We start from the raw sequence: 23,894 nt of genomic DNA on the forward strand, positions 1-23,894 counted from the left end.
CTATCGGCCTGTCCGGCTCCCATCAGCATCACCAGCACCAAGGAGAACCACGCGTGCGTCCGACACTCGCCGCCGACCAGGTACGGGCCAGCCTGAGCCAGTACCTCGCGACGACGTACGCGCTGGCCGACGAGAGCACCCGCCGCGCTCTGGAGGCTTTCCTCGGAGACGCCGAGGACGGTATCTTCCGCGGCCCCTACCTTCGCATTCGCACCCCCTTCCGGACCGCCGAGGGCAAGGACTGGCAGCGGCACCTGACCTGGTGGCCCCGCGACTTCACCCCGCACCGTCACCAGGAGCTGGCCTGGGAAAGGCTGTCCACGCTGCACGGTCCGGCGCGGCCCACTCTGGTCACCACCGGCACTGGGTCCGGGAAGACCGAGTCGTTCCTGATCCCACTGCTCGACCACTGCCGCCGGGAGCGCGAGGCGGGACGGGAGGGGGTTAAGGCGATCCTGCTCTATCCCATGAACGCGCTCGCCACCGACCAGGCCCACCGCATCAACAAGCGGCTCGATGATCTGAAGGACACCCGGCTGCGCGACGCGGGCGTGCGGGCCGCACTCTACATCGGCGACAAGCCGTCTCAGGAGTTCAAGCAGGCCAATCCCGCGATTGCGGTGGACCGAGACGAGATCCGGCGCACCAGGCCAGACATCCTGATCACCAACTACAAGATGCTCGATCTGCTCGTCCAGCGGCCCGAGGACCAGGGGCTGTGGCAGGACTCCGCGCTCGCGTACGTTGTCCTCGACGAGTTCCACACCTACGACGGCGCCCAGGGCACGGACGTCGCTATGCTGCTGCGCCGGCTTGGATCTGTCACCGGGCTTGCCGAACCGGGCCGCCCGCTTGGTCCGGTCTGCCCTGTCGCCACGTCGGCCACACTTGGCGAGCACGGCCCCGGTCTGGCCGCGCGCCAAGGCAGCGGACCCGGCATGCTGGAGGTCGCCGAGCAGGTCTTTGGTGTGCCGTTCCCGCCCGATTCGGTTGTCGGCGAGGACCGGCGCTCCACCAAGGACTTCACCGGCGAGAGCGACTTCACACTGCCGTTCCCCTCGCCGCAGGAGGTCGCTGAACTCGGCGACCCTCCCCGCGACCCGGGCGCCATGGACGACCTCGTTGCCGCATTCACCGGCCTGAGCGGACCGAGCCCCGAGGAACTCGGGGCCGTTCTGCGCCGCCACCGGCTCACCGCCGCTGTCCTGGAGATCCTCAACGGTGCCCCCAAGACGGTCGCCGAGATCACCGAAGTGCTGCCCCGCTACGCCTACCACTGGGGCATGGCCGTGCAGCAGCAGCCGCGTATTGCTGCCCAGGCCCTCGCCCGCTACATCGCCCTCCTGTCGTACGCCCGCGACCCGGAGCACCCCGGACGGCCGCTACTGTCCATCGAGATCCACCACTGGGTGCGGTCGGTCTCCCGTGTGTTGCGCGGCATCAGCGCTGCCCGTGCTGAGTTCCGCTGGGACGACGAACGGGTGACCCCCCGTGGCGCGCTGGCCCGCAAGGACCGCGGCCCGGCTACGCGGCTGTCCCCGTACGACGGGGAGGAACCCGTGGTACCCGCCGAAGTGGCCGAACAGGTCGCCGTACCGGCCGACGACAGCGCCCCGCCGCCCGCCGAGGTCTTCTTGCCCGCCGTGTTCTGCCGCGAGTGCGGACGCTCCGGCTGGGCCGCGTACTCACCGGAGGTCGACCCGGCCGAACTCGACCTGAACGCCACGAAGATCCGCCGCGCCTCGGTGAGCCGCGACAAGCGCCGGGTGCGCAACATGATCGCCGCGACCCCGCAGGAAGTGTATGAGGCCGCCTTCGGAACCGGGACGGAACGCCGACGCGGCGGGCCCGCTGTCATGGTCCTGGAAGGCATCGGCGGACGGCTGCGCCCCATGTCGCCCGAAGCCGATTTCACCATCCCGGCGGATGGCGAGGGACCACGCCGGCCCAGACCCCTTCACAACGCCGCGTTCGTCCACGCCGACCTCGACGGTGACCGGGCGGCAGAACGCGACCAGTGCCCCGCCTGCCGTACCTTCAACTCCATCCGCTACCTCGGTACCGGCCTCGCCGCGCTCGCCGCCGCTGCCATCACACAGCTCTTCACCGGCGGCGAACTGGACAAGAATCTGGGTGAGAACAAGACCCTCCTCTTCAACGACTCTGTCCAGGACGCCGCCCATCGCGCCGGATACGTCGCCAGTCGCTCGTACACGTTCTCGCTGCGCGCACTGCTCGCCAGCCGCATCGATGAAGACGAACCGATCGCCCTGAACGACTTGGCCGCCGACCTGATCGCGGATGTCGTCGACAGCAAAGCGGTCCAGGCCGCCGTCATCCCGCCGGACCTGCACCTGATCCGCGGCGTGGACACGCTGCTCTCCGGCCGCAGCCGTGGTTCCCGGGCCACGTGGGAGCTGATCGCGCAACGCCTGGCGTTCGCCACCGCCATGGAGTTCGGCCTGCGGTCCCGGCAGGGCCGCACCCTGGAGCTCACCCGCACTATCGCCGCCGATGTGCCTCTGCAGGACGCCGACGCCGTCGCCGACCTCGTGCGGGAACTCCTTCTCACCACCCCAGGAGAGATCGCACTGCCCGACGGGTCGGCACCCGGCCCCGACCGGTACACCGGCTTTGTCCGGGGCCTGCTCGAACGGCTGCGCATCCGGGGTGCCATCCGGCATGGCTGGCTGGACCCCTGGCTCGACCAGGCCGGGGTGCGCCGTTGGGCGATCTGGGGCGGACGGGAACCCGGCATGCCGGCCTTCCCCCGTGGGGTCTCCGCACCCGCCTTCCTGCTGGGCACACCCAAGCAGGGCAGCGAGGACTTCGACGTGCTCACCGGTCGGCTCGGCTGGTACCAGGACTGGGTCGTGCGCGCCCTCGGTCTGCGCCGGGAGGCGGCCGCCGACTTCCTGACCCGGCTGCTGCCCACACTCGCCGACGCCGGGGTCCTCTCCGTGCGCACCGCGCTCGACGGCGTCACCCGCGTCTACGGGCTCCAGCCCGGCCACATCCAGGTCCGCAAACTCGCCGACGACATGCTGCCCGACGCCACCGCACATTGTCCGCGCTGCTTCTGGGAGCAGACCGTTCACCCCGACCTCGCCGACCAATGGCACGGACAGCCGTGCCCCCGCTACCGCTGCGGGGGAACCCTTGGTACCGGCCGCGACATGGACAGCGGCCTGCGGCAACGGGACTTCACCAACGACTTCTACCGGCGCATGTACCGCAAGGCCGGCGTCTTCACCATCAACACCGCGGAGCACACCGGCACACTCAGCCGCGCCAAGCGCGAGGCAGTGGAGAAGGCATTCCGCGAGGGCACCGACGTCCACTACGCGAACCCGCAGGTGCTGTCGTGCACCCCAACCCTCGAACTCGGCATCGACATCGGCGACCTGTCGGCCGTCGTGCTTGCATCTTTGCCGAAGGGGCCGGCTAACTACATTCAGCGCGTGGGTCGGGCGGGCCGCTCCACCGGCAACGCATACCTGCTCACCATGGTCGACCGGGGCCCGCGCGACCGCTATTACCTCGAAGAACCTCGGCTCATGATCGCCGGAGACGTTCTGCCGCCCGGTTGCTACCTGTCCGCGGCCGAGATTCTGCGCCGCCAGTACCTCGCCCATCTCCTCGACCTCGCGGGCGCCGGACGGCTGGCAGCCTCCGACGGGACGCCGGTACGGCCCCTGCCCAGGCTGGCCACCGACCTCTTCGGCGCCTCGGCCTGGCAGGCCGAGCTCGCCGATGCCGCATTGGCCGATGGGGAACGACTGGTGGAAGGCTTCCTCGACCTCTTCCCCCCGTACAACGAGAGCCGCGGTACCGGTGTCAGCCCGCAGGCTCGCGCCACCCTCGTCACGTACGCCACCGACCCCGGCGAGCACGGGCTGGGGGGCGCCTTGGAAGCCGCGTGCCGGCGCTGGGAGGACCGCCGCGCCGACCTGCAGCGTCGCATCGAGGCCATCGACCAGGCGCACGGACTGCTCGTCGCCGGCGACCCCGATCACGAGCGGCAGGGCCGCGAACTGCGTGCCGAACGCCGGGACGTCGCACGTGTCTCCCGAGAGATCAGCCGTACCACGGCGCACGGCGCCCTCGTCGATCTCGGCCTGCTACCGAACTACAGCCTCATCGACTCGGCCACCGAACTGGAGGCCGCCCTCACCTGGACCGAGAAGACCGCAGACGGCACTCGGAAGGAGCACAGCAAGAGCCTCCGGCACAGTCGCCCTGCCCGCCTCGCACTCGCCGAATTCGCCCCCGGCAACCACTACTACGCCCAGGGCTACAAGCACCGCATCACCGGACTGGACATCGGCAGCCCCGGCCGACCTGCCTGGATCTGGTGGCGCATCTGCCCCGACTGCGGGCACGTTCGAACCCACCGTGCCGAGCACGACCCCTCGCCCTGCCCTCGTTGCCGGTCCGCTGCGATCGGAGACGTCGGCTGCCTGCACAAGGTCCTCGTACCGCGCCGGGTCACCTCCCGGGACGAACGTGACGATGTCCGCGTCCGCGATGACACCGATGAGCGGGAACGGCGGCACTACACCGTGGTCCCGGCCGTGGACATCGACGCGCGTGACGTCGAACAGGCATGGAGGCACAAAAACGCCACCTTCGGCTGGGAGTTCACCCGGGAAGCGCACATCCGCCACGTCAATATCGGAGCCATCCGGGTAGACGGCGGGACGGACACGGCCTTCGCCGGACGGGAGGTCCGCCTCAACCCCTTCTGGGTCTGCGATGCGTGCGGCTTCGCCGACCCGGACGGCGGGCCCGCCGCGTACGACGGAGGCGACGCGTTCGTGCACGGTAAGTACCACCGGCCCTGGTGCCCGCGACGGCGCGCCGGAGCCGACGTGGCACGACAGGGCCAGAAGGTTCTGCTCGCCCACGAGCTGCGAACCGACGCTCTACGCATCCTCATCCCAGCCGTTACCGCGCACACCCGAGAACGGCTCGTGTCCTTCAAGGCGCTGCTGCTGGCCGGTATCGCCCGCAGCTACGGTGGCGATCCCGATCACCTCGCGATCGTCACCGACTCCATGCCCGAGGAACGCGGCGAGGCCGCGCTCCGTCGCCACTTCCTCGTGCTATATGACACGCTTCCCGGCGGCACCGGGTATCTGCACCGCCTCGCGGGCCGGGACGGTCTCAAGGGCGTCCTAGACGACGCCCGCCAGGTGATCGAGACCTGCGTGTGCGTGGGGCAGGGCCGGCCCGCGTGCCACCGCTGCCTGCTGCGGCACGTCACCGACAGTGAGTACGAACTCGTCTCCCGTGAGCATGCCCTCGACATGCTCGGTGACCTGTTCGGCCGCACCCCGGACCGGTGGAGCATCGAGCCGGTCGCCAACACTCGCGACATCACCCTGGTGCACCAGGTGGAGAGCGAACTGGAGGCGCTCTTCCGGCGCGGGCTGTTGGAATGGGCCGAGCGGGTGGACGAGGTCAGTGTCCGCAGCGCGCTCGCCGCAGACGGCACCAGGGACACGACCCTGCGCTTCACCGCACCAGACGGAACCGTCCGCGGCTGGCAGATGGACACCCAGGTTCCGCTTGACTTCACGCGGCCGGACGTTGTCTTCCGCAGCACCGACGACGACTGTCGGGTGGCCGTCTACCTCGACGGATACCGGTACCACGCCAGCGCCGAGCACCTCGTGGCCGAGGCGGACGCGGTGAAGCGCGCCCGGCTGCGTGCCGAGGGCTGGCAGGTCTTCCAGCTCACCTGGGACGACGTGCAGGCATGGACGGGACAGACCAGGGCGCCGGCTGACCCCGTGTGGAGGCCCTACCCCAACACCGCGCAGAAGACGGCCATGGACGTCCATCGGCGCATGCACGCCGGAGATACCCGTGACCTGCCGCGTTTCGTGTGGGCCAACCCGGTCGAAACGCTGATCGGCTATCTCACCGACCCGGACCCCGACGCGTGGCGGCGCCGCACTCAGAGCGCGCTCGCGGGCTTCGCCGCCGTGTCGGCGACCAGCAGGGCCCTGGCAGACGGCGAGGAGACCGGGCAGAGGATCAGCGAGGCACTGCAGGGGCGACGACTGGCCGGAGGACAGGGCGCCGTCCAGGTCATGACGACCCGGGACGCGTCGGGTTGTTCGCTTACCATCGCGCTCGACCTGCGCAGAGGACAGACCGGAGCGGTCTGGACGGCTCTGACCGTACTCAACGACAGCGCGGACGTGGTCACGGCCGACGAGGTCGCTCATCGCAGGCGCTGGCAGGCGTGGCTCTACTGGAGCAACCTGCTCCAGTTCCTCGACGCGGGCGACGGGGACGGAGTTCAGCTCACGGCCAGCATGCTGCCCGGATTCGACCCGGCCGAGCTGGCCGTCACCGGCGGCGCCGGATGGCTCACCTCCCAGCGGCGGACGTACCAACCCGCAGCGGTGGCCGGCCAGGAGTCTTCAGCGGTGCGGCAGAACGTCGTGGAAGTCCGCGCGGCCGTGCGCGATCCGGCCTGGGACGAGGTCATCGAGTTCCTCATCGACGATCCCAGCCTGCCCGCTCTCGCCCGTGCCCTCGCAGACCTGGGCGTGCCCGCGCCGGAGGCCGGCTACGAACTGGGAGCAGCAGCCTGGCCAGCCGAACTCGCTTGGCCAGCTCAGCGCATCGGCATTGTCCTCGCGCACCGTCCGGACCCGGGCAGCATGCGGGACATCGACGCCGAGCAGCGGGACGGGGCGTACCGGGAGGAGGGCTGGCAGGTCCGTACCGCTACGGAATGGGACGCCGAGGAACTCGCCGGGCTGGTGAGCGGTGGCGCGGACACCGCGGCGAACGATCATGAGGAGAACGAGCGATGACCGTCACCGGCGCGCCGAGGACGGGCGTGACCCTGCGCCTGCTGGACAAGGCCGACAAGGAAATCGTCAAACTAGACCGTGCGGTCCTCGGAGCGTTCTACAAATTCCAGCACGAGTTCCGCCGTAACCCGGGCGCCGGCGGGTTCGACCTGAAACAGCTGGAGGGCCACGACCGGCTTTGGTCGGCACGTGTCAACCGTGAGTGGCGGGCCCTGATGCTCCGCCTCGGCGGAGACGACTGGCTTCTCGTCTCGATCAAGCACCGCAGCCATGTCCACGAGAACCTGGACCGGCTCAACTACGGCATCAATCACATCACTGGCGCCATCGAGTACGTCGACCTTCAGGTCGTTGAGGAAGGCGTGCTGCGCCGTGAACTCGCGCCGCCCGCCGCCCCCGTTCCTGCTCCGTCGCCCGCCCCTGATCTTCCTCCGGAACCAGCCCAGGACGAGCGTCTCTTCGACGCGTACACAGATGGGCAGCTCGCGGACCTCGGCGTCGCAGAACCGCTCATCCCGATCGTCCGGAAACTCACTACGGACGACGAACTGCTCGGCCTCGCCGAGTACGCACCCCGCCACACCGGGGAGGTACTCCTCCGACTGCGTGACGGCGTTCCGTACGACGCGGTCATGGAACAGGTCACCGCGCCCGTCGCCGTGACCGAGCCGGAGCAGAACCTAGACATCAACGACTGGCAGGCGGCCGTCGACCGCTCCCAGACCGTGGTGATCACTGACGACGAATCCCTGCAGAGCATCCTGGAGGAGGGCGACTTCGGGCGATGGAAGATCTTCCTCCACCCCACCCAGGAGAGGCTGGTTCACCGGCGATACTCCGGCCCGGCCCGGGTCGGTGGCGGCCCGGGGACGGGCAAGACGATCGTCGCGCTGCACCGCGTCTGCCATCTGGTGCGCGAGTTGCCCCCCGGTCGTACCAAGCCTGTCCTACTCACTACATTCAGCCGGAATCTCGCCGCCGATCTGCGAGGCCGACTCCTCTCACTCGGTGGCCCCGACGTGCTGGCCCGGGTCGACATCGTTCATGTCGACCAGCTCGCCACCCGCATCGTCAGCGAGTCCGCCCCGGGTAACGCGAACCGGCGGATCGACGATACGGCGGCGCTCCGCGAGTGGCGGGAACTGTTGGTGGAGGCCGGGGAGACCCGGTGGAGCGCCGAGTTCCTCAGTGACGAGTGGAACCAGGTCATCCTCGGTCAGGCCGCAACCTCCCGGAGCGACTACTTCGCCGCCCGGCGCGCCGGCCGGGGACGCAGCGTCACCCGTGCCGAGCGCGCCAGTATCTGGCAGCTCGCCGAACGCTTCACACAGCGGCTGGAGATCAAGGGGCTGGAGACCCACCGCCAGGTCGCGGAGCGGGCCGCGCAACTTCAGATGGCCCGCAAGGCCAGGATCGACAGGCAGTCGGAGGAACGCGAGGGACGGGGAGGCATGGACAATCTCCAGACCGAGGCCGGCTCCGGTGCTCGGCTGCGCTACCGGTACCGGCACATTGTGGTCGACGAGGCTCAGGACCTCAGCGCTGCGCACTGGAAGATGCTGCGCGCCATGGTGCCGTCCGCGCCCGACGACATCTTTCTCGTCGGTGACACGCATCAGCGTATCTACGACAATCAGGTCACCCTCGGCAGCCTCGGGGTCCACATCCGCGGCCGATCCTCCCGGCTGACACTCAGCTACCGTACGACCCGGGAAATTCTTCATGACGCGATCCGGGTACTCGGCGGCGCGGATTATGACGACCTCGACGGCAGCGCCGACACCCTTGCGGGGTACCGCTCGGTCCTCCACGGCCTGAACCCGTTGCTGCGCGGTGCGCGGAGTTGGGACGAGGAGATGGATTTCATCGTGGAGCAACTGCGGGCGTGGCACGACGTGCCCCGCGAGTCCACTGCCATCTGCGTCCCGACCAACGACATGGTCACCCAGCTCGCAGACCGCCTTACCCGACGTGGCATCACTCCGACAGAGATCACGCAGGACGGGCCGCGGAGCGAGCAGGGCGTCCACATCGGCACCATGTACCGATTCAAGGGACTGGAGTACCGCTGTCTGATCATTGCCGGAGTGGCCGAGGGTCTCCTCCCGCGGGCTACCGTGGACGCCTGGGAACGTACGGACCCGAGCCGCCACCAGCGAGAACTGCAGCGGGCGCGCTCATTGCTCTTCGTTGCGGCGACCCGCGCCCGTGACGCACTTGCCATCACTTGGCATGGTGAGCCGAGCCGCTTTCTGGCGCCACTGCTTCCGACCCGGGGTGTGTAAGGGACTTCGTGTAAGCGCCGTGTGATCATCGAAGGCTGAGCCGGTCCTCGAAGAACAGCGAGAACTGGTTCAGTGCTTCCTTCCAGTGCGCGGCGACATGGTTGGCGTCGCGTGCCTTGGGGTTGATCAGCTCCCGCACGGCCAGGTAGAGGACCTTCAGCGCGGCCTGTCCGGTCGGGAAGTGACCGCGGTTGCGGGTGGCCTTTCGTAGCCGGGAGTTGATCGACTCGACCATGTTGGTGGAGTAGACGACCGTCCTTATCGCCGGCGTGAACGCGAGGCAGGGCGTGAACTCGCTCCAGGCGGCCCGCCAGGTCCGGACCACCGCCGGGTAGCGAACGCCCGGGTCGGAGGCGGCGAATTCATCCAGCGCCCGCTCGGCGGCTTCTCGGCTGCCGCGGTGTAGACGGCCTTCAGCGCAGGCACCAGCTTGTAGTGGCCCCGGCTGGAGGCAAGCCGCAGCGAAGAGCGGATCACGTGGATCACGCATGTCTGAACGGTGGCCTTGGGCCAGGTCAACGCAGTACGTCCACGACCCATGACCCGCCTCCTCCCGCAATCGCACACACCACGGACCCAACTGCCTCCCGTGACCGTCCAAACAACCGAACCGCCGGTACACCCGACCACGCTGCGCACGCTGTTCCATGAGCTTCCCCTTCTCTCGGACTGGGTGGTGCTCTGGGGCAAGAGTGGCTGCCGTGATGGGTGTGGCGGCAGAGCGTGCGGGGCGGTGCGCGAAGCACTCAGAACCACACGGCGAAGACACGCTCAAGACGACACACCGCCCGGAAGATCACCATCCGTAGCCGCAGGTAGGGGACCATGATCTGCTCGCTGGAGCCGGACCTGCGAGCCGGCCAGCGCCGTCGACGCAACGGCTGCCGGGATCGCGCGGCGGTGCTTGCTGAAGGGCCAACAGATCTCGGTCACCGGCAGTAGCCGCGGCGGGGTCGACGTACGGACGGCTTTCAGTGGCAGCTGCGGCATCACCGACTGCGCGTGACCAGGTGAACAGCATCTCCCGTTTGCCGCACTTGAGTCCGTCGGCGCCTATATCAAGGTCACCAAGCGGACGACGTTGAGGGATCCGGCTTCGTTGAGTGGTTGGGCTGGCGAAAATTCGCACTTTCAGTTCAGCTGCCGGCTGGATTCATATGCGCGGCCTTCTTTTCGGCGTGCGAGACTCCAGCTGTGACGTTATCTCGATGGATTCTGGCTCCGACGACGAGCTGGTATGCGTTGCGTCTGGTCCGGGCCTCTGGCGGCCTGCTGGAGCCTGAAGTGGCCTGGAGGGCGGCCCGTATCCGCCTGCGCCCCGATGAGCTGCCGTTTCTCCTGCACGGACATGGGCACACCATCCGTCTGTTGCGAGAGTGACTGGCGAGAGAGATGACATTCATAATTCGAACTGAAATCGATCGTTCGTAAGAGTGAGCGATCATCGTCCGCTTGGGGCGTAAGAATATGGCCATCATTGGCATGTGCTGCACTCCAGCCGGTCCAGGAAGGTATGAATGGCTACCGGCGATCAGCCCACGTACTTTCCAGGGGGATCCGATGTCCGACATCCTCGGCCTTTCCGCGGTGGCCGCCGCGGCTCTGCCGCCAACCTTCACCTTCCTGTACCAGCGTCTTGAGGCTCTTCTCAACCGCCACGACGGGTGGCACGAAGCGAACGATCTCTCCACGGCCGACCTGCCGCCGACACTGGTCGGCACCGTCTCCCTGCCGCTCGTGGCCGATGAGCAGCGGCTGCGCGACCGAGCCGGAGAGCTGCGCCTGGCACGGACGGTGCTGGCGCGCTACCAGCAGGATCCGACTCTGGTGGTGCCGGGTGATTCGATGCTGATCGATGTCCTCGGTCAGCTCCGCTCGGCCATCGAGGAGATCTACTCGCATCGGTTCACGTTCACCGGCGAGAACCGCGAAAGGTCTGCTCCTCTGGTCGTCCAGCGCATCGACCAGGTGGACAGTGATGTGACCGGCATGCAGGCGGGCGAGGCGATCGTCACGGGCACGGTCATCCAGGACCTCAAGAACGTCTCCAACGGCTCCACCGTGATCGGAATGTCGGCGCCGGTCATCGGCGGTGGGGCATGAAGAGCTGAACCCGCAGGCCAACGAGCGTGCCCCGGCACTCAGCCCGCCTACGATCAGGAGAAGCCCCTCATGAGGTCGCTCTTCAATCCCTCCGACCATGGCCCGGCCGACCCGTATGAGTCGGACCGGTCAGCCGTACCTCTTTCGCCTCCCGCGGATGCCAGCCCGTCGGTCCGGACGGAACAAGCGGCCGACAGAGACGTCGCCCGCGACCCTGGCTCCGGTGCCGATCCGTCGCCGATCGAGACGACGGGCATGCAGGCCGACGGCCAGGAGACCCACAGTCTTCCCGAGACGGCCGGCCCTGTGGGCTGGCAACCGCGATCCGGAGACCGGTTCGAGCAGGCCCCCGTCCAGGGCTCGGGGCAGACGACGGCACCCACGTATTCCGTACATGAGGAGCCGGCAGATTCGTACGGGGCGGCGGCCCGATACGGCGATCCTGCGCAGGACACGGTCACCCCGCCGGACGCCGACACCCTGCAGAGGCTTCTCGCGGACGTCGGATCCCAGACCTCGCGCCCGCCGGTTGACCCCGCCGGGACACCTGACCTTGGCGAGGGGGATGACAGCGTCGAGGAGAACGCCAGCTCTTCGCAGTCAGCCGAGCGTCCACCCAGGTCCGCACCGTCTGTCACGCAAAGCATCACTGGTGCGAACAACGGCACCGTGATCGGAATCCAGCTCCAGAACATCATCAACAGGATGCGCAACACCGACCTGCGCAGGGCCTGGGTGGAGGAGCAGCTCGCCGTCTACGTGCCGGCCGAGAACGAGGAAGAAGCCGCCACTGTCCTGCTCAGGGAGAACGTTCTCGTCCTGATCGGAGACACTGGCACTGGCCGTCAGACCACTGCCCTGCACCTGCTGAGGGGCCTGAGCGGGAAGGGACTAACGCTCAAGCGCTTCCTGCGGGAGCCGGACGACCCCTTCGCTATGGACGACTTGGCAGGGCAGCGCGGAGTGGGCTGGATCCTCGACCTGCGGGCCGAGGGCGACGCAGTGAGCAGGCTCGGCTATTCGCTGCAGAAGACCGACCTCCTCAAGGATGCCGGGTCCTATCTCGTCGTACTGGCCAGTCCTCAACTGTGGGAGACCGTCGGGCAGGGCGGCGACCACGCCGCTGTCACGCTCGAGGCAGCAGAGGCGAAGAGCGTTCTTCGGGCCTATCTGGCAGCCGCCCCGGAATGCGCGGGTCCGGGGCTGTGGATCGACAACCCGCGAATCGCCCAGGCGATCGCCGGCCGACTCCCGGGCGAGGTGAAGCGTTGGGCTGACGCCATCAGGGAGGAGGAGTGCAGGCCGGCAACCGCCATGCTCCCGTCTGCGACAGCGGACGATGTAGGGGCTGCCTTCAACGAGCGGATCGACCGGGTCATCGAGGCCCGCGCCGACTGGCGCAACCAGCTGCGCGATTGGCACATCGGACACCCGGACAGTGACCATCGCAACTACCTTCTCGCGGCTGCGACCATGGACGGCGCCCCGGTCGAGAAGATCTACCCCGCCGCGGAAAGCCTCGCGGAGGCTCTGGGAGAGACGCCCGTGCCGAGGCCCGGTCAGCAGGGACCGGGCATCATCGAGCTGACCCACATGGTCGGTGCCGTGCTCTCGGCCGACGGTACCGTGACCCTGCCCTCCGAGGGATACGCGGAGGCAGTCGTCGAGTACTTCCTGGTGGACCGTGCCCACCTTGTCGACCGCTTCACGCAGTGGACCGCCACTCAAGCCGTCGAACTTGAGGGAGATCTCGGGCTTCAACTGGCGGACCGCGTGGCGGAGTTGGTCCTTCGCCACACCCAGAAGACCCGCTCCGTGGCACTACTCAAGTCGGTGGCAACGCAGTGGTCGGCCAAGAAGGTACTCAGGGAGCACGCCCGAGACCTCCTATCGGTCGCCGCCGTGGACGCCGGTACCGGCCGCATGGTCAGGAACAAGATCCTCGAGTGGGCACGGAAAGAGGATGAACCCGTTGCCCTGCGCGCGACCCTGGCTGCGGTGTGCCGACAGGTGAGCCAAGTCTATCCACGGGAGGCGCTTTTGCGGCTTGACGCGCTGGCTGAAAGTGGCAATCAGAAGATCACCGACGCGGTGGGTAGGGCGATCAACGAGATGTGGGACAACCCCGACCAGAGGAAGAAGGTCAGGAGCGTACTCCGCAGCTGGGCCGCGAACTCCAAGGCGACGGTCCGCAGCTCCGGTAGCCACGCCTTCCTCCACCTCGCAGGCCGCAGCGATGAAGACGGCACGCCATCCCTGTTGGTGGGCGAGGACAAGGAGAACGACCTCCCGTGGATCGTGCAGAACTGGCGCACCGCGCTCGATCACGACCCCTTGCCTGATCCTGCGGTCGTGGCGTTCAGCGTGTGGATGGACGGTGCCGACACTGCACCAGATATTCGCGATGCCGTGTTCGACGTCTTCGCCCGGGCGGTCCACGACGGCCCCGACGAGAACCGTGCCGTTCGCTTCCTGAGCCTCAACCGGCTCGCCACTCACTGGGAGCCGTCCGAGCCGACAAAGCCACTGACTGAGCGCGCCCGCCTGCGCGACGAGCTGATCACCTGCGTTAGGCAAGCGGACCCCGGCAACTCGGGAAGCCACTCTGGTGTTCCGCAGACGTAGTCCCGTTCCAGAACGGCGCGAGGGACACCTCCATATCCAAGGAACCGTGCCCAGTGCTGCCGAGTGCTACCGCTTCCACTTCGAGGTCACCGGCCGCTGGTCCAATTCACCCGACGCGACTCGACACCACGACCCTGAGGCCGCGGCGAGCGACCACGTCCTGAACGTCATTCGCGACATAGCGCGCGATCATTCGCTGCCCGACGTAGTTAGCGTCGAGAAGCGGGCCAATGCCCGTCTCGGCCTTCCAGAGGCCGTACCTTACGCCTCGGTGACCGTCGGCTGGGCCTCTGTGCGTCTCTGGGTGACACCGGATGACCTGGCCTCGGCCCTGCAATCTCTCAGACGCACCCACGAGTACAACCTGCAGGAGGAACAACACCGCCGCGAGCTCGACCTCAGTCGCTCATTGCGAGATGCCTTGCGCGAGGACCCGAGCCTCGCACTGGCCCACCTCGTCCTACGCCACCCACAGGACCTGTCTACCGAATCCATCAGCCAGCTCGGCGCGCTGGTCGCCGAGGTATCAGCCTACGACCCGGCGAACTCCTGGGTTGCCACTGCAAGAGTCCTCCAGAACCTCATCAAGGACATGCCCACCGACACGAAATCCCATCTCATCAATCAACTCGCAACCCTAGCGGCTCAGTTCGGACACAAGGGAGTTGCTGACCAACTGCGCAGGCACGCCGAACCCAGGAAAGCAGCTGATGAGGAACCCAGCTGATCACCGCCACTGGCGGTGACGGTAGCTCTGCTGGGCCGCTGCGGTCGGTGTGGCAGGCGGAGGCGCCGACCGTGGGCGGTCGGCGCCTGCGCGTCACCTGGTTCAGCTGTAGAGGCCGGATCCGAGTTCGATCAGCTGCTGGCCGACGCCGGTTGCGATGGCTGTGGTGAGCGCGGGGGCGGCCACTCGCATGATCCTGCGCCATAATTGGACGCCCTGCTCGGGATCGCGCCCGTCGCGTTCGAGGACCTCGACGTCGGCCGCGTCGTCCTCGACGACGACGCCTTCGTATGGATCACCGAAGCCGTTTTCAAGGAGGGGGCCCTCAGGGCGAAGCCAGGCTCCCGGTCCCACCGGCCATGACCGTCCCGGACTGTGCAGTCCACGACCTCCTCGACAACCTCCGTCAGGGCCTTGGGAAAGACGAGGCCCAGTCACTGACGGGAGCCTCAAGCAGCCCTGGCAGGCGTTCCGGCCAGCTACCGCCGCTACGCGGCGAGTGGCAGGTTGTCGTCGCCGCGGGGGACGGCTCGGAGCCGGTCTGTCTGGGCTTGGTCGAGTGCTCGGGCGAGGGCGTTGACGGCCTGGTCGGCGGAGTCCTTGAAGAGGTGGCCGTAGAGGTTGATGGTGGTCGCCAGGGTGGCATGGCGCAGGGTCTTGGACACGATGGCGATGGGGATGCCTTCGGCGATCATGATGCTGGCCGCGGTGTGGCGCAGGTCGTGCAGCCCGATCCGGGGGAGTGCGAGTTCGGCGGTGCGTTTGCGGAGCTGGTTGAGGACCCACTGGGGCCGCAGGGGTGATCCGTCCGTGTGGGCGAAGACCAAGCCCTCCAGTCGGCCGTCGGGGTGGGCGTTCATCTGGAGGTTGGCCTGGCGGTGGAGGGCTGCCATGACTCTGGGGGAGAGACTGATCCAGGCGCGGCTGGCCTCGGTCTTGGGCTGGTTGAAGTGGAGGTCGCCGTTGTCCACGGCGGACAGGGTCCAGCGGACGAACAGCTTGCGGTCCATGAGGTGGACATCCGACCAGTGCAGGGCGAGGACCTCACCGCGGCGCATGCCGGTGCCGAGCAGGACCTCGAACAGGTCGGCCAGCTGGTCGGCGTACTGCTCGGCGTTGTGCCGCAGGAACGCTGCCGCCTCCTTCGGCGTCCAGCAGGTGCGCTCCTCGGCGCGGGGCTTGGTCGGCACGCAGTGCTCGGCCGGGTTGAACTTCAGCCGCCACGATCGCACCGCGTGGTTCAGCGCGTTGCGCAGCGTCGAGACGACCCGGTAGAGCGTGACCCGGCCCCGGCCGGCCTTCCGCTGTGCGGCCATCCAGTCCTCGATCTGCTCCGGCCGCAGGTCCAGCAGCCGGCACCGCCCGAACGCCGGGATCAGGTCCCGCTCCACGTACGCCTTGTACCCGGCGTAGGTGTTCGCGGTGAGCTCCTCCTTCCGCGCCGCCAGCCACTCCCGCAGGAAATCCGCCACGGTCGTGCGACGCTCCTCGTACGCCCCGCTCAGCTGACCCTCCAGCACCGCCGCCAACTCCTGCGCCGCCTCGCCCTCGGAGGCGAAACCTCCCCGCCGCCGGGTACGCCGCCGGCCGTCCTCCGGCGCCAGATCGACGCAGTACGTCCACGACCCGTGCGCCGCCTCCTCCAACAACCGCACACACCACGCACCCAACTGCTTCCCACCCTCGTCCCGGCACCCGCACCGCCGGTACACCCTGCCCCGCTGCGCACGCTGTCCCATGAGCTTCCCCTTCTCCCGGACTGCCTGGTGAAACTGGGGCAAGAGTGGCTGCTGTGTCGGGTGTGGCGGCAGAGCGCGTTGGGAGGTGCTCGAAGCACTCAGAACCGGATGGCGAGGACACGCTCAAGACGACACACCGTCCGGAAGATCACTATCCGTATCCAGTGGGTAGTCGACCCTGATCCGACCGGACCGTCTCGTCTGCCAGGGGCAATGCACGACGGGCCGCGGCGGTCGGCAGAAGGGTCCTGCTGAAGGATCGACAGATTGCTGTCACTCGCGGTGACGAAGGCGGGTTCGTGGGCCTGGGGACCATTTGGGGACCGCGTCTGGTGGGCGCCCATGAGCGCCCGTGGGCGCTTACGGGCATCTATGTACGAACTTGAACCCGGCTGAGCACAGGCCGGGTTCTGGCTCTGTCGACCGTGGATCTCCATCGAGAGTCTCAACTTCCCGTGTTTTCAGCTTAGTTGAGCAACAAAAAGGCCGAGTCCTCAAGGCCTCGGCTGTCGACACTAGTTGAATTCCTTGACTGGGGGTCAAGGGGTCGCAGGTTCAAATCCTGTCGTCCCGACTGTGAAGTCGGTTGTGAGAGCGGGTACTTGGGAAACTAAGTGCCCGATCTTCTACTGTGGTGGTCGCAGTGCGGTCGCGGACGGTCGTTCGCGTCACTCCAGGGGGCGCATCCGGGGGTGTGGGGCGCTTAGATGCAATCGATATGCAGCTTTTGTCTCTCAGGTCGAGGTGACTGAGCGTAGTTCTTCGTTGAGTGGGCTTCTGCCCTGGCGTCGAAGTGGGCATGGTGTCCTGGAAGCGGGTATGTCTGTGGAGTGAAGTTCCACCCTGCGGTTGGATGCTCTCCGTCTACGCTGCGAGGGTGTGGCCTTGCCGGTGCCGCTGGCGGATCGCGAGTGGCGTGAGGTAGCCCCACTCGGGGTGCTTGCGCAGGCGCCTGCGATTTCAGAAGGTCTCGACGAACGCGAAGACCTCCGCACGGGCGGTGGCGCGGTCCCGCCGGACCCGGGCGCCGATCTCCTCCTCCAGTACGGCGAAGAAGCTGTCGGCGGCGGCGTTGTCGTAACAGGAGCCAACTCTTCCCATCTACTGCTGCATGTCCAACTTGCTATCTTGCTCCGGAATTCAGCTGACGTGTATTCGCTGCCGCGATCGGTGTGCATGATGCGGCCAGGCTGTGGACCGCCGCGGCCGGCCGCCGTCCGCAGCGCGGCCACCGGTAGTTCGGCGCGGTGGTGGTGGCCGGCCCTCCTCGGTCGGCAGGAAGGTCATGTCGCCGACCAGGCGAACCCCGGGACGGGGAGCGGTGAAGTCGCGCCCGATCAGGTCCGGGGCGAACACCGGCTTGTGGGCCCGGCGGGTCAGGCCCCGGCGCCGGCGGCGGGTGACGCCCGCGATGCCGCGCTCGCGCATGATCCGCTCCACCTTCTTCCGGTTGACCGCCCGGCTCTGGCGTCGCAGTTCGGCATGCACGCGCGGGACGCCGTAGGCACCCCTGGATGTGAGGTGGATCACTGTGATCTCGGCGGCGAGGAGGCCCTCGGCCCGCCGGCGCGCCAGGCATGGAAGGAGGAGCGGGTGATACCAAGGACGCGGCAGATCCGCTTGACGCCCCAGGCGCCGTGGTGGTCCTCAACGAAACGGAAGCGGATCACCGTGTCGTCTCGGCCGCGAAATGGGCGGCCGCCTTGCGCAGGATCTCGATGGTCTTCTGCTGCTCCAGGTTCTGGCGGCGAAGCCGGGTGAGTTCCTCGCGCTCGGGGCCGGTCGGCTCGCCGGAACCGCCCTCGCCCCGGTCGGTGCGGTCCTGCTTGACCCAGCCTTCTCAACCCTTCCGGGCCGACCCCCAGCTCACGGGCGATCTCGGTGGCGTTCCGGTGCGGCGACGAGCGCACCAGTGCGACCGCGTCCCGCCTGAACTCCGCCGTGTACCGCTTGCTCATGTTGCTCTTGCTTCCCACCTCAAACAGCTTCCTCCGGGCTCACATGTCCCAGCCTCCAGGTGCCCAACCGCAAGGTGGAACTTCACTCACGGGTAACCCCTCAATGTCAGGTGCTCTGCGTCTCGTGGCCGCCACGCAGGCAGGCGACGTACGCGCCTGGCGGCCAGTGCCGTGTGTTACACGGCGACCGTGGGAAGCCAGCCGATGTGGCGGAGAACGGGGACCACGCGTAGGTGGGTGAAGGCGATCACGGGTGTCTCATTGTCCTGGACCGGGAAGGACAAGGCGTGCTGGATGCGTTGGTCGTCCTGGGGATCATCCACCTCGTACCCGGGAACGTCGACACGGCCGCCGGCCGAGTGCAGAGCAACGCCCGGACGCGCAGTCAGGTCACGCAGCTGCTGGAGACCGTACTCGGCTGCCAGCCGAGCCGTGGTGAGGGACTTCTTTATTCTGGGGCGTTCCCCGTCCACCCAGGCAGGGAAGGCCATGATGCGCAGGGTGCTTGTGCTTCCCGGCGCGCGAGCGATGCCGACGCGCAGCCGGTTGTGCAGGTTGGAGAGCGCCGCGGGGATCTCGGGGACGACCGCGGGCTGGTAGAGCACGAGATCTCGTTCGCCGTTGTCCCAGCGGGTGTCGTGCACTGTCAACAGCGGGCGTCCGGGAAGGCGTAGTTCCCACTCAACGGCCGGGCCCTTCGCTGGTACCCCAGCGCATGTCGTACCCGACTTCTCTTGCAGGGATGTGCCGCGCTCCAGGGTGAGATCGTCCACGAGCCTCATGGTCTGTGCTCCACCTCCGGGTATGACGGGGCATGCCCGGTGATGTGCGTCGGGCGCATAGAACGTACCGCTTGCGGCGTTCGCGCGGTGGGAGAACGATCAGAGCGAAGTTCCACCTTGCGGTTGGGGCAGGCTCCAGGAAGCGTGACCGTCAGTGCTGCCGGTGCCCTGGCAGGTCGATGGTGTTGAGCGGGATGTCCGGGGTGGTGGCGGCCGCGCGCAGCAGTCGGGTGAAGCCGGTGCAGAGGGCCTCGACAGTGGACCGGTCGAACAGCTCGGTGCGGAATTCGACCACACCGTCGAGTCCGTGACAGGTGCCGTCGACGTCCCTCTGCTCGAACATGCCGAAGGTCAGGTCGAATCCGGCGGAGCCCGTGCCGACCAGGTCCACCGTGGCGGACGCGCCCGGTAGTTCCAGCCTTTCGGGGAGGGAGGGGGTGAGGACGAGCATCACCTGGAACACGGCCCGGCCGAACACGGCCTGCCCGCTCGCCGCCCGCCGTGGCCCCTGCGCCTCCATGACCAGGTCGAAGGGTACGTCCTGGTGGGCGAAGGCCCCCAGGTCGGCCTGCGTGACCCGGCCGAGCAGCTCGCGGAATGTCGGCTCTCCCGAGGTGTCGGTGCGCAGGACGAGCGTGTTCACGAAGAAGCCGACGAGGTCGTCGAGTTCCGCGTCCGCGCGGTCGGACACCGCCGTGCCGATCGGGATGTCCGTACCGGCGCCGAGGCGGGTGAGCAGCGCGGCCAGGGCGGCGTGCGCCACCAGGAAGAGGCTGGACCGCTCGTCCGCGGCCATCTGCAGGAGCTGCCGGTGCACGTCCGCGGGGACGGTGAAGGCCACCGTGTCGCCGGCGCTGTGCGTCGGGCGCCCGGACGGCGCCTGCTCCGTGCGGTCGGCGGGTAGCGCGATGCGTTCCGGCAGGCCGGCCAGGGTCTCGTCCCAGTAAGCGAGTTGACTGCTCCGCAGGGCGCTGGGCGCGTCCTCGGTGCCGAGCAGTTCACGTTGCCACAGGGTGAAGTCGGCGTACTGGACGGGCAGTGGCGACCAGTCCGGGGCGTCACCGGCGACGCGGGCCCGGTACGCGGTGCCGAGGTCGTCCAGCAGCCGCCGCAGCGAGGCGCGGTCGCAGGCGATGTGGTGGAGCAGCAGGAGCAGGGTCTGCCCGGGCGAGGTCCCGGTGGTGAAGAGGACCGCGCGCAGGGGGAGTTCGCTCTCCAGGTGGAAGGGCCGGCCGGCCGCGGCGCTCAGGGCGTCCGGCAGCCGGTCCGGTGTGACGGGTTCGACCGTGAGTGCCGGGTGCGCGGCCGTGACCGGCAGGATGTGCTGGACCGCCTGACCGTCCAACTGCCGGATGAGGGTGCGCAGGGTTTCGTGCCGGGCCGTGAGGTCACCCAGGGCGGCGCGCAGCGCCTCCTGGTTCAGCTCGCCGTCCCAGCGCAGCACCAGGGGAACGTTGTAGGTGCCGTCGGGGCCGGCGAGCTTGTGCAGGAACCAGAAACGTCGTTGGCCGTAGGAGAGCGGGACCGGCCCGGCCCCCCGGTCCTGGGCCAGCGGAAGCCGCGGGACGGGCCGGGGCCCGGGTCCCGTGGAGGTGTCGCACGGGTGATCCGGGTCGCCGAGATGAGCGGCGAGCCCGGCGACGGTCGGGTGGTCGAAGACGTCCCTGACATCGAGCTCCCGGGCGCCGAGGCCGGCGCGGCACACCATGGCGGCCAGCCGGTTCGCCCGCAGGCTGTCGCCCCCGAGGTCGAAGAAGTCGTCGTCGGCGCCCACTCGCTCCACGGCGAGCAGGTCGGCGTACAGCCCGGCCAGTTCGGCTTCCAGCGGCGTGTTCGGGGCGCGCGACGGCAGGTGCGCGTGGGCGTGGGGGGACGGGAGCCCCGCCCGGTCCAGCTTCCCGTTGGGGGTGAGCGGCAGCCTGTCGAGCGGGACGAACAGGGACGGGACCAGATGAGCCGGAAGCCGCGCGCGCAGCCATTCCCGCAGCCGGGCGAGGGCTGCCCCGGGATCGTCCGCCGCGTCGCGGGTGGGGACGACGTAGGCGACCAACCGTGCGGCCCCGTCGGTCTCCCGGCCGGCGTCCACCCTGGTGCGGGCCGGACCGTGCGGAACGGCGGAGCTCGCCAGCACCGCGCCGCCCGCCACGCCGGGGGCGGCCAGCAGCGCCGCCTCGACCTCGGCCGGTTCGATGCGGAAGCCACGGATCTTGACCTGGTCGTCCGCCCTGCCGAGATGCTCCAGCGAGCCGTCCCGGCGGGCGCGAACGAGGTCGCCCGAGCGGTACAGCCGGGACCCCGCGGGGCCGAAGGGGTCGGCCACGAAGCGTTGCGCTGTCAACGCGGAGCGGTGCAGGTAGCCCCTGGCCAGACCGACGCCCGCGACGTACAGCTCACCGGCCACCCCGGGCGGTACCGGCCGCAGTCGGTCGTCCAGGACGTACAGCCGGGTGCCGGCGATGGCCTTGCCGATCGGCACGACCCGCGCCCTGCCGTGGTCGTGGTCCAGGTCGACCCGGGTCGAGAGGACCGCGGTCTCGGTGATGCCGTACGTGTTGACCAGGACGGGCCCGGACTCCTGGTGCCGTTCGTACCAGGAGCGCACGAGGGCGGGGGAGAGCGGCTCGCCGCAGAAGACGATCCAGCGCAGGGCCGATTCCCGCCCCCGCTCCGGCTCTTCGGCGTCGGCCTGCTCCAGCGAGTGGAAGGCGGAGGGCGTCTGGTTGAGCACCGTCACACGCTCCCGCGCCAGCAGGTCGAGAAGGGCGCGGGGGGAGCGGCCCACCTCGTGGGGGACGACCACCAGCCGGCCGCCGTGGGCGAGGGCGCCCCACATCTCCCACACGGAGAAGTCGAAGGCGCAGGAGTGGAACATCGTCCAGGTGTCGTCGGGGCCGAATCCGAACTCGGCGGCTCCCTCCCGCAACAGTGCCACCGGACCGCGGTGCGGGACCACCACGCCCTTGGGGCGGCCGGTGGATCCGGAGGTGAAGACGACGTACGCGGCGTGGTCAGGCGTCAGCGGCCTCGTGCGGTCCGCGTCGGTCAGGTCGGTGTCGTTCTCCGCCGGGTCCGCGCCGTTCTCCGCCGACGCGGTCGCGGCGGCTCCCGTCGGGTCCGTCCCGGAGAGGACGCAGACCGGCTGGGCGTCGGCGAGGATCCGCTCCGTGTGCTCCGGCGGCCAGGACGTGTCGAGCGGGAGGTAGGCCGCGCCGGTCTTGGACACCGCCAGGATCGCGGTGACCATGTCCTCGGAGCGGGGGAGCAGGACCGCGACGGTGCGGTCGGGGCCCGCGCCGCGCCGGACCAACGTCCTGGCCAGCCGGTTGGCGCGCGCGTTGAGCTCCGCATAGGTGAGCTGCCGGTCGCCGTGGGTGACCGCCGGGGCGTGCGGAGTACGCGCGGCCCAGTGTTCGAACAGCTCGGGGAGCGTACGCGTCGAGGAGGGGGCGGGGGCGCCGATGTGCGGTACGAGCAGCCTGCGCTCGTCCGGTGCCAGCAGATCCAGCTCTCCGACAGGGCGTCCGGGGTCGTCGACCAGCTGGTCGAGCAGGCGTACGCAGCGGTCGGCCTCGGCAGCGACCTCCTCGGGCTCGTACCGCCCGGCCTCGGCGTGCACCTCCACCATCAGGCCGGCCCGGCCGCGTTCCGGCCTGATCACGACGGAGAGGTCTTCCACCACGCCGGTGTTGAGCTGTCGGAAGGTCATCGGCCGCCCGGCGAAACCGCGGCCGAAGCTGAAGGGCACGATGTTCGCGATCAGTTGGTACGGCGCGTGCGCGGTCCCGGTGAGGCCGAGGTCACGGCGGATGTCCTCGTACCGGTAGCGCTGGTGGGCGAGGGCGAGGGCGGTCGCCTCGCCGACCGTCCGGATCAGGTCCGCGGCCGGCCGGCGCGGATCGACCGGTACCCGCAACGGGAGCACGTTCGACGCCGCACCGGTCACGGCGCCCACCGTCTTGGAAGTGCGGCCGGCGACCGGGAACCCCACGACGACCTCGTCGCCTCCGCCGGCGCGGACATGGTCCAGCAGGACGGCGGAGGCGGTCGCCAGTACGGTCCAGGGGACGCCGAGTGCGAGCGCGCGTGCGCGCAGCGCGGCTACCCGGTCCTCGGGCAGCCGCGACGCACCGCGCACCGGCGCCCCGCTCGTCCGGCCCGATGCGTCCCGGCCGGGGGCGGCGGGTCGGGACGTGCGCGGCCGGGACGCATCGGGCCAACCGGACATGTTCGCGGTCCAGAACGCACGGTCGGCCTCGAAGCCGGGCGTGGCACGGTAGGCCCGCTCGGCGTTGTACAGGGTCTCCAACGGCACGTGGTGGCCGGGCTCCGGGGACTCGCCCCGCTCCAACGCCGCGTAGATCTCGCCGAGCCGCCGGGCGAACAGGGCCAAGCCGAAGCCGTCCACCACCAGGTGGTGGACGAGCAGGTACCAGCAGACCCGGTCCTCGGAGAGGCGCAGGAGCGCGGTCCTGAACACCGGGCCGTTCTCCAGGTCGAGCGGGCGGGCGATGTCCGCCCGCATCCAGTCCAGTGCGACGATCATCGGCGCAGGTTCCCGCCGGAGGTCGACGACCGGTACGTGCCAGGCGGGGAGGGGGCCGACCCATTGCCTCGGCTCCCCGGAGGCCGTGACGGCGAATCGGGTGCGGAACGGCTCGGTCTCGGCCACGGCGACCCGGAAAGCCGTCTCGTACAGCGTCGGATCGAGATCTCCGGCGATCTCGAACGCACTCGCCAGTTGGTAGCGGACCGGCGACGCCAGCTGCTGGTCCAACCAGATCCCGTGCTGCATGGTGGTGAGTGGCATCGACGGGTCATCCGACGGGTGCACGTGCTCCGGCT

General features: G+C 68.9%; 13 protein-coding genes and 1 tRNA gene. 7 read left to right on the forward strand and 7 right to left on the reverse strand.

Translation table 11 applies throughout. The annotated features are described in order from the left end of the window. Positions 1–53: 53 nt before the first annotated feature. Both ACFU74_RS00585 and ACFU74_RS00590 read left to right on the forward strand, forming a co-directional pair. Complete coding sequence (locus ACFU74_RS00585) at positions 54–6,833, forward strand: DEAD/DEAH box helicase (RefSeq protein WP_380749464.1); 6,780 nt, start codon at positions 54–56, stop codon at positions 6,831–6,833. After that, positions 6,830–9,118, forward strand: coding sequence for a UvrD-helicase domain-containing protein (locus ACFU74_RS00590; RefSeq protein ID WP_380749467.1), 2,289 nt, complete (start codon positions 6,830–6,832; stop codon positions 9,116–9,118). The genes ACFU74_RS00585 and ACFU74_RS00590 overlap by 4 nt, the downstream gene beginning before the upstream one ends. Before the next feature lie 25 nt (positions 9,119–9,143). On the opposite strand, the gene ACFU74_RS00595 is transcribed toward ACFU74_RS00590, so the two are convergent. Beyond that, positions 9,144–9,767: a transposase gene (locus ACFU74_RS00595; protein ID WP_380749470.1), complete on the reverse strand. Its 624-nt coding sequence runs from the start codon at positions 9,765–9,767 to the stop codon at positions 9,144–9,146. A gap of 911 nt (positions 9,768–10,678) precedes the next feature. Here ACFU74_RS00595 and ACFU74_RS00600 point away from each other — a divergent pair. The 4 genes from ACFU74_RS00600 (at position 10,679) to ACFU74_RS00615 (ending at position 14,936) form a co-directional block, all read left to right on the forward strand. Then, a complete protein-coding gene (locus tag ACFU74_RS00600; RefSeq protein ID WP_380749473.1) occupies positions 10,679–11,221 on the forward strand; it encodes a hypothetical protein in 543 nt (180 codons plus the stop codon). Between the two features lie 69 nt (positions 11,222–11,290). Then, complete coding sequence (locus ACFU74_RS00605) at positions 11,291–13,846, forward strand: hypothetical protein (RefSeq protein WP_380749475.1); 2,556 nt, start codon at positions 11,291–11,293, stop codon at positions 13,844–13,846. A gap of 46 nt (positions 13,847–13,892) precedes the next feature. Further along, a complete protein-coding gene (locus ACFU74_RS00610) occupies positions 13,893–14,573 on the forward strand; it encodes a hypothetical protein (protein ID WP_380749477.1) in 681 nt (226 codons plus the stop codon). Positions 14,574–14,780: 207 nt separating this feature from the next. Beyond that, the gene (locus ACFU74_RS00615) at positions 14,781–14,936 is read left to right on the forward strand and encodes a hypothetical protein (RefSeq protein ID WP_380749480.1); all 156 of its coding nucleotides are present in this window, start codon (positions 14,781–14,783) and stop codon (positions 14,934–14,936) included. A gap of 125 nt (positions 14,937–15,061) precedes the next feature. Here ACFU74_RS00615 and ACFU74_RS00620 read toward each other — a convergent pair whose 3' ends face one another. Continuing rightward, positions 15,062–16,228 carry a tyrosine-type recombinase/integrase gene (locus ACFU74_RS00620; RefSeq protein WP_380749483.1) on the reverse strand — a complete coding sequence of 389 codons (1,167 nt, stop codon included), beginning with the start codon at positions 16,226–16,228 and terminating at the stop codon, positions 15,062–15,064. Positions 16,229–16,815: 587 nt separating this feature from the next. Here ACFU74_RS00620 and ACFU74_RS00625 point away from each other — a divergent pair. Beyond that, positions 16,816–16,886: transfer RNA gene (locus ACFU74_RS00625), tRNA-Pro, on the forward strand. 386 nt (positions 16,887–17,272) lie between these two features. Here the strand turns inward: ACFU74_RS00625 and ACFU74_RS00630 are convergent. From ACFU74_RS00630 to ACFU74_RS00650, 5 genes are all read right to left on the reverse strand, one after another. After that, positions 17,273–17,413 (reverse strand): hypothetical protein, encoded by a 141-nt coding sequence (locus tag ACFU74_RS00630; protein WP_380749486.1) that lies wholly within the window; start codon positions 17,411–17,413, stop codon positions 17,273–17,275. A gap of 39 nt (positions 17,414–17,452) precedes the next feature. Next, positions 17,453–17,944, reverse strand: coding sequence for an IS3 family transposase (locus ACFU74_RS00635; RefSeq protein ID WP_380749671.1), 492 nt, complete (start codon positions 17,942–17,944; stop codon positions 17,453–17,455). Continuing rightward, a complete protein-coding gene (locus ACFU74_RS00640) occupies positions 17,839–18,270 on the reverse strand; it encodes a transposase (protein ID WP_380749674.1) in 432 nt (143 codons plus the stop codon). Before ACFU74_RS00640 ends, ACFU74_RS00635 begins: the two co-directional genes overlap by 106 nt. 176 nt (positions 18,271–18,446) lie before the next feature. Next, positions 18,447–19,052, reverse strand: coding sequence for a hypothetical protein (locus ACFU74_RS00645; protein WP_380749489.1), 606 nt, complete (start codon positions 19,050–19,052; stop codon positions 18,447–18,449). Between the two features lie 151 nt (positions 19,053–19,203). Beyond that, positions 19,204–23,859 (reverse strand): amino acid adenylation domain-containing protein, encoded by a 4,656-nt coding sequence (locus tag ACFU74_RS00650; protein WP_380749492.1) that lies wholly within the window; start codon positions 23,857–23,859, stop codon positions 19,204–19,206. Positions 23,860–23,894: the final 35 nt, after the last annotated feature.

The sequence above is a fragment of the Kitasatospora sp. NPDC057500 genome (assembly GCF_042802195.1).
Classification (GTDB): domain Bacteria; phylum Actinomycetota; class Actinomycetes; order Streptomycetales; family Streptomycetaceae; genus Kitasatospora.

Coding starts and splice junctions, on each gene's coding strand:
- ACFU74_RS00590 (WP_380749467.1), top strand. CDS start 6,830: ATGACCGTCACCGGCGCGCCGAGGACGGGCGTGACCCTGCGCCTGCTG.
- ACFU74_RS00595 (WP_380749470.1), bottom strand. CDS start 9,767: ATGGAACAGCGTGCGCAGCGTGGTCGGGTGTACCGGCGGTTCGGTTGT.
- ACFU74_RS00600 (WP_380749473.1), top strand. CDS start 10,679: ATGTCCGACATCCTCGGCCTTTCCGCGGTGGCCGCCGCGGCTCTGCCG.
- ACFU74_RS00605 (WP_380749475.1), top strand. CDS start 11,291: ATGAGGTCGCTCTTCAATCCCTCCGACCATGGCCCGGCCGACCCGTAT.
- ACFU74_RS00630 (WP_380749486.1), bottom strand. CDS start 17,413: ATGGGAAGAGTTGGCTCCTGTTACGACAACGCCGCCGCCGACAGCTTC.
- ACFU74_RS00640 (WP_380749674.1), bottom strand. CDS start 18,270: ATGAGCAAGCGGTACACGGCGGAGTTCAGGCGGGACGCGGTCGCACTG.
- ACFU74_RS00645 (WP_380749489.1), bottom strand. CDS start 19,052: ATGAGGCTCGTGGACGATCTCACCCTGGAGCGCGGCACATCCCTGCAA.
- ACFU74_RS00650 (WP_380749492.1), bottom strand. CDS start 23,859: ATGCCACTCACCACCATGCAGCACGGGATCTGGTTGGACCAGCAGCTG.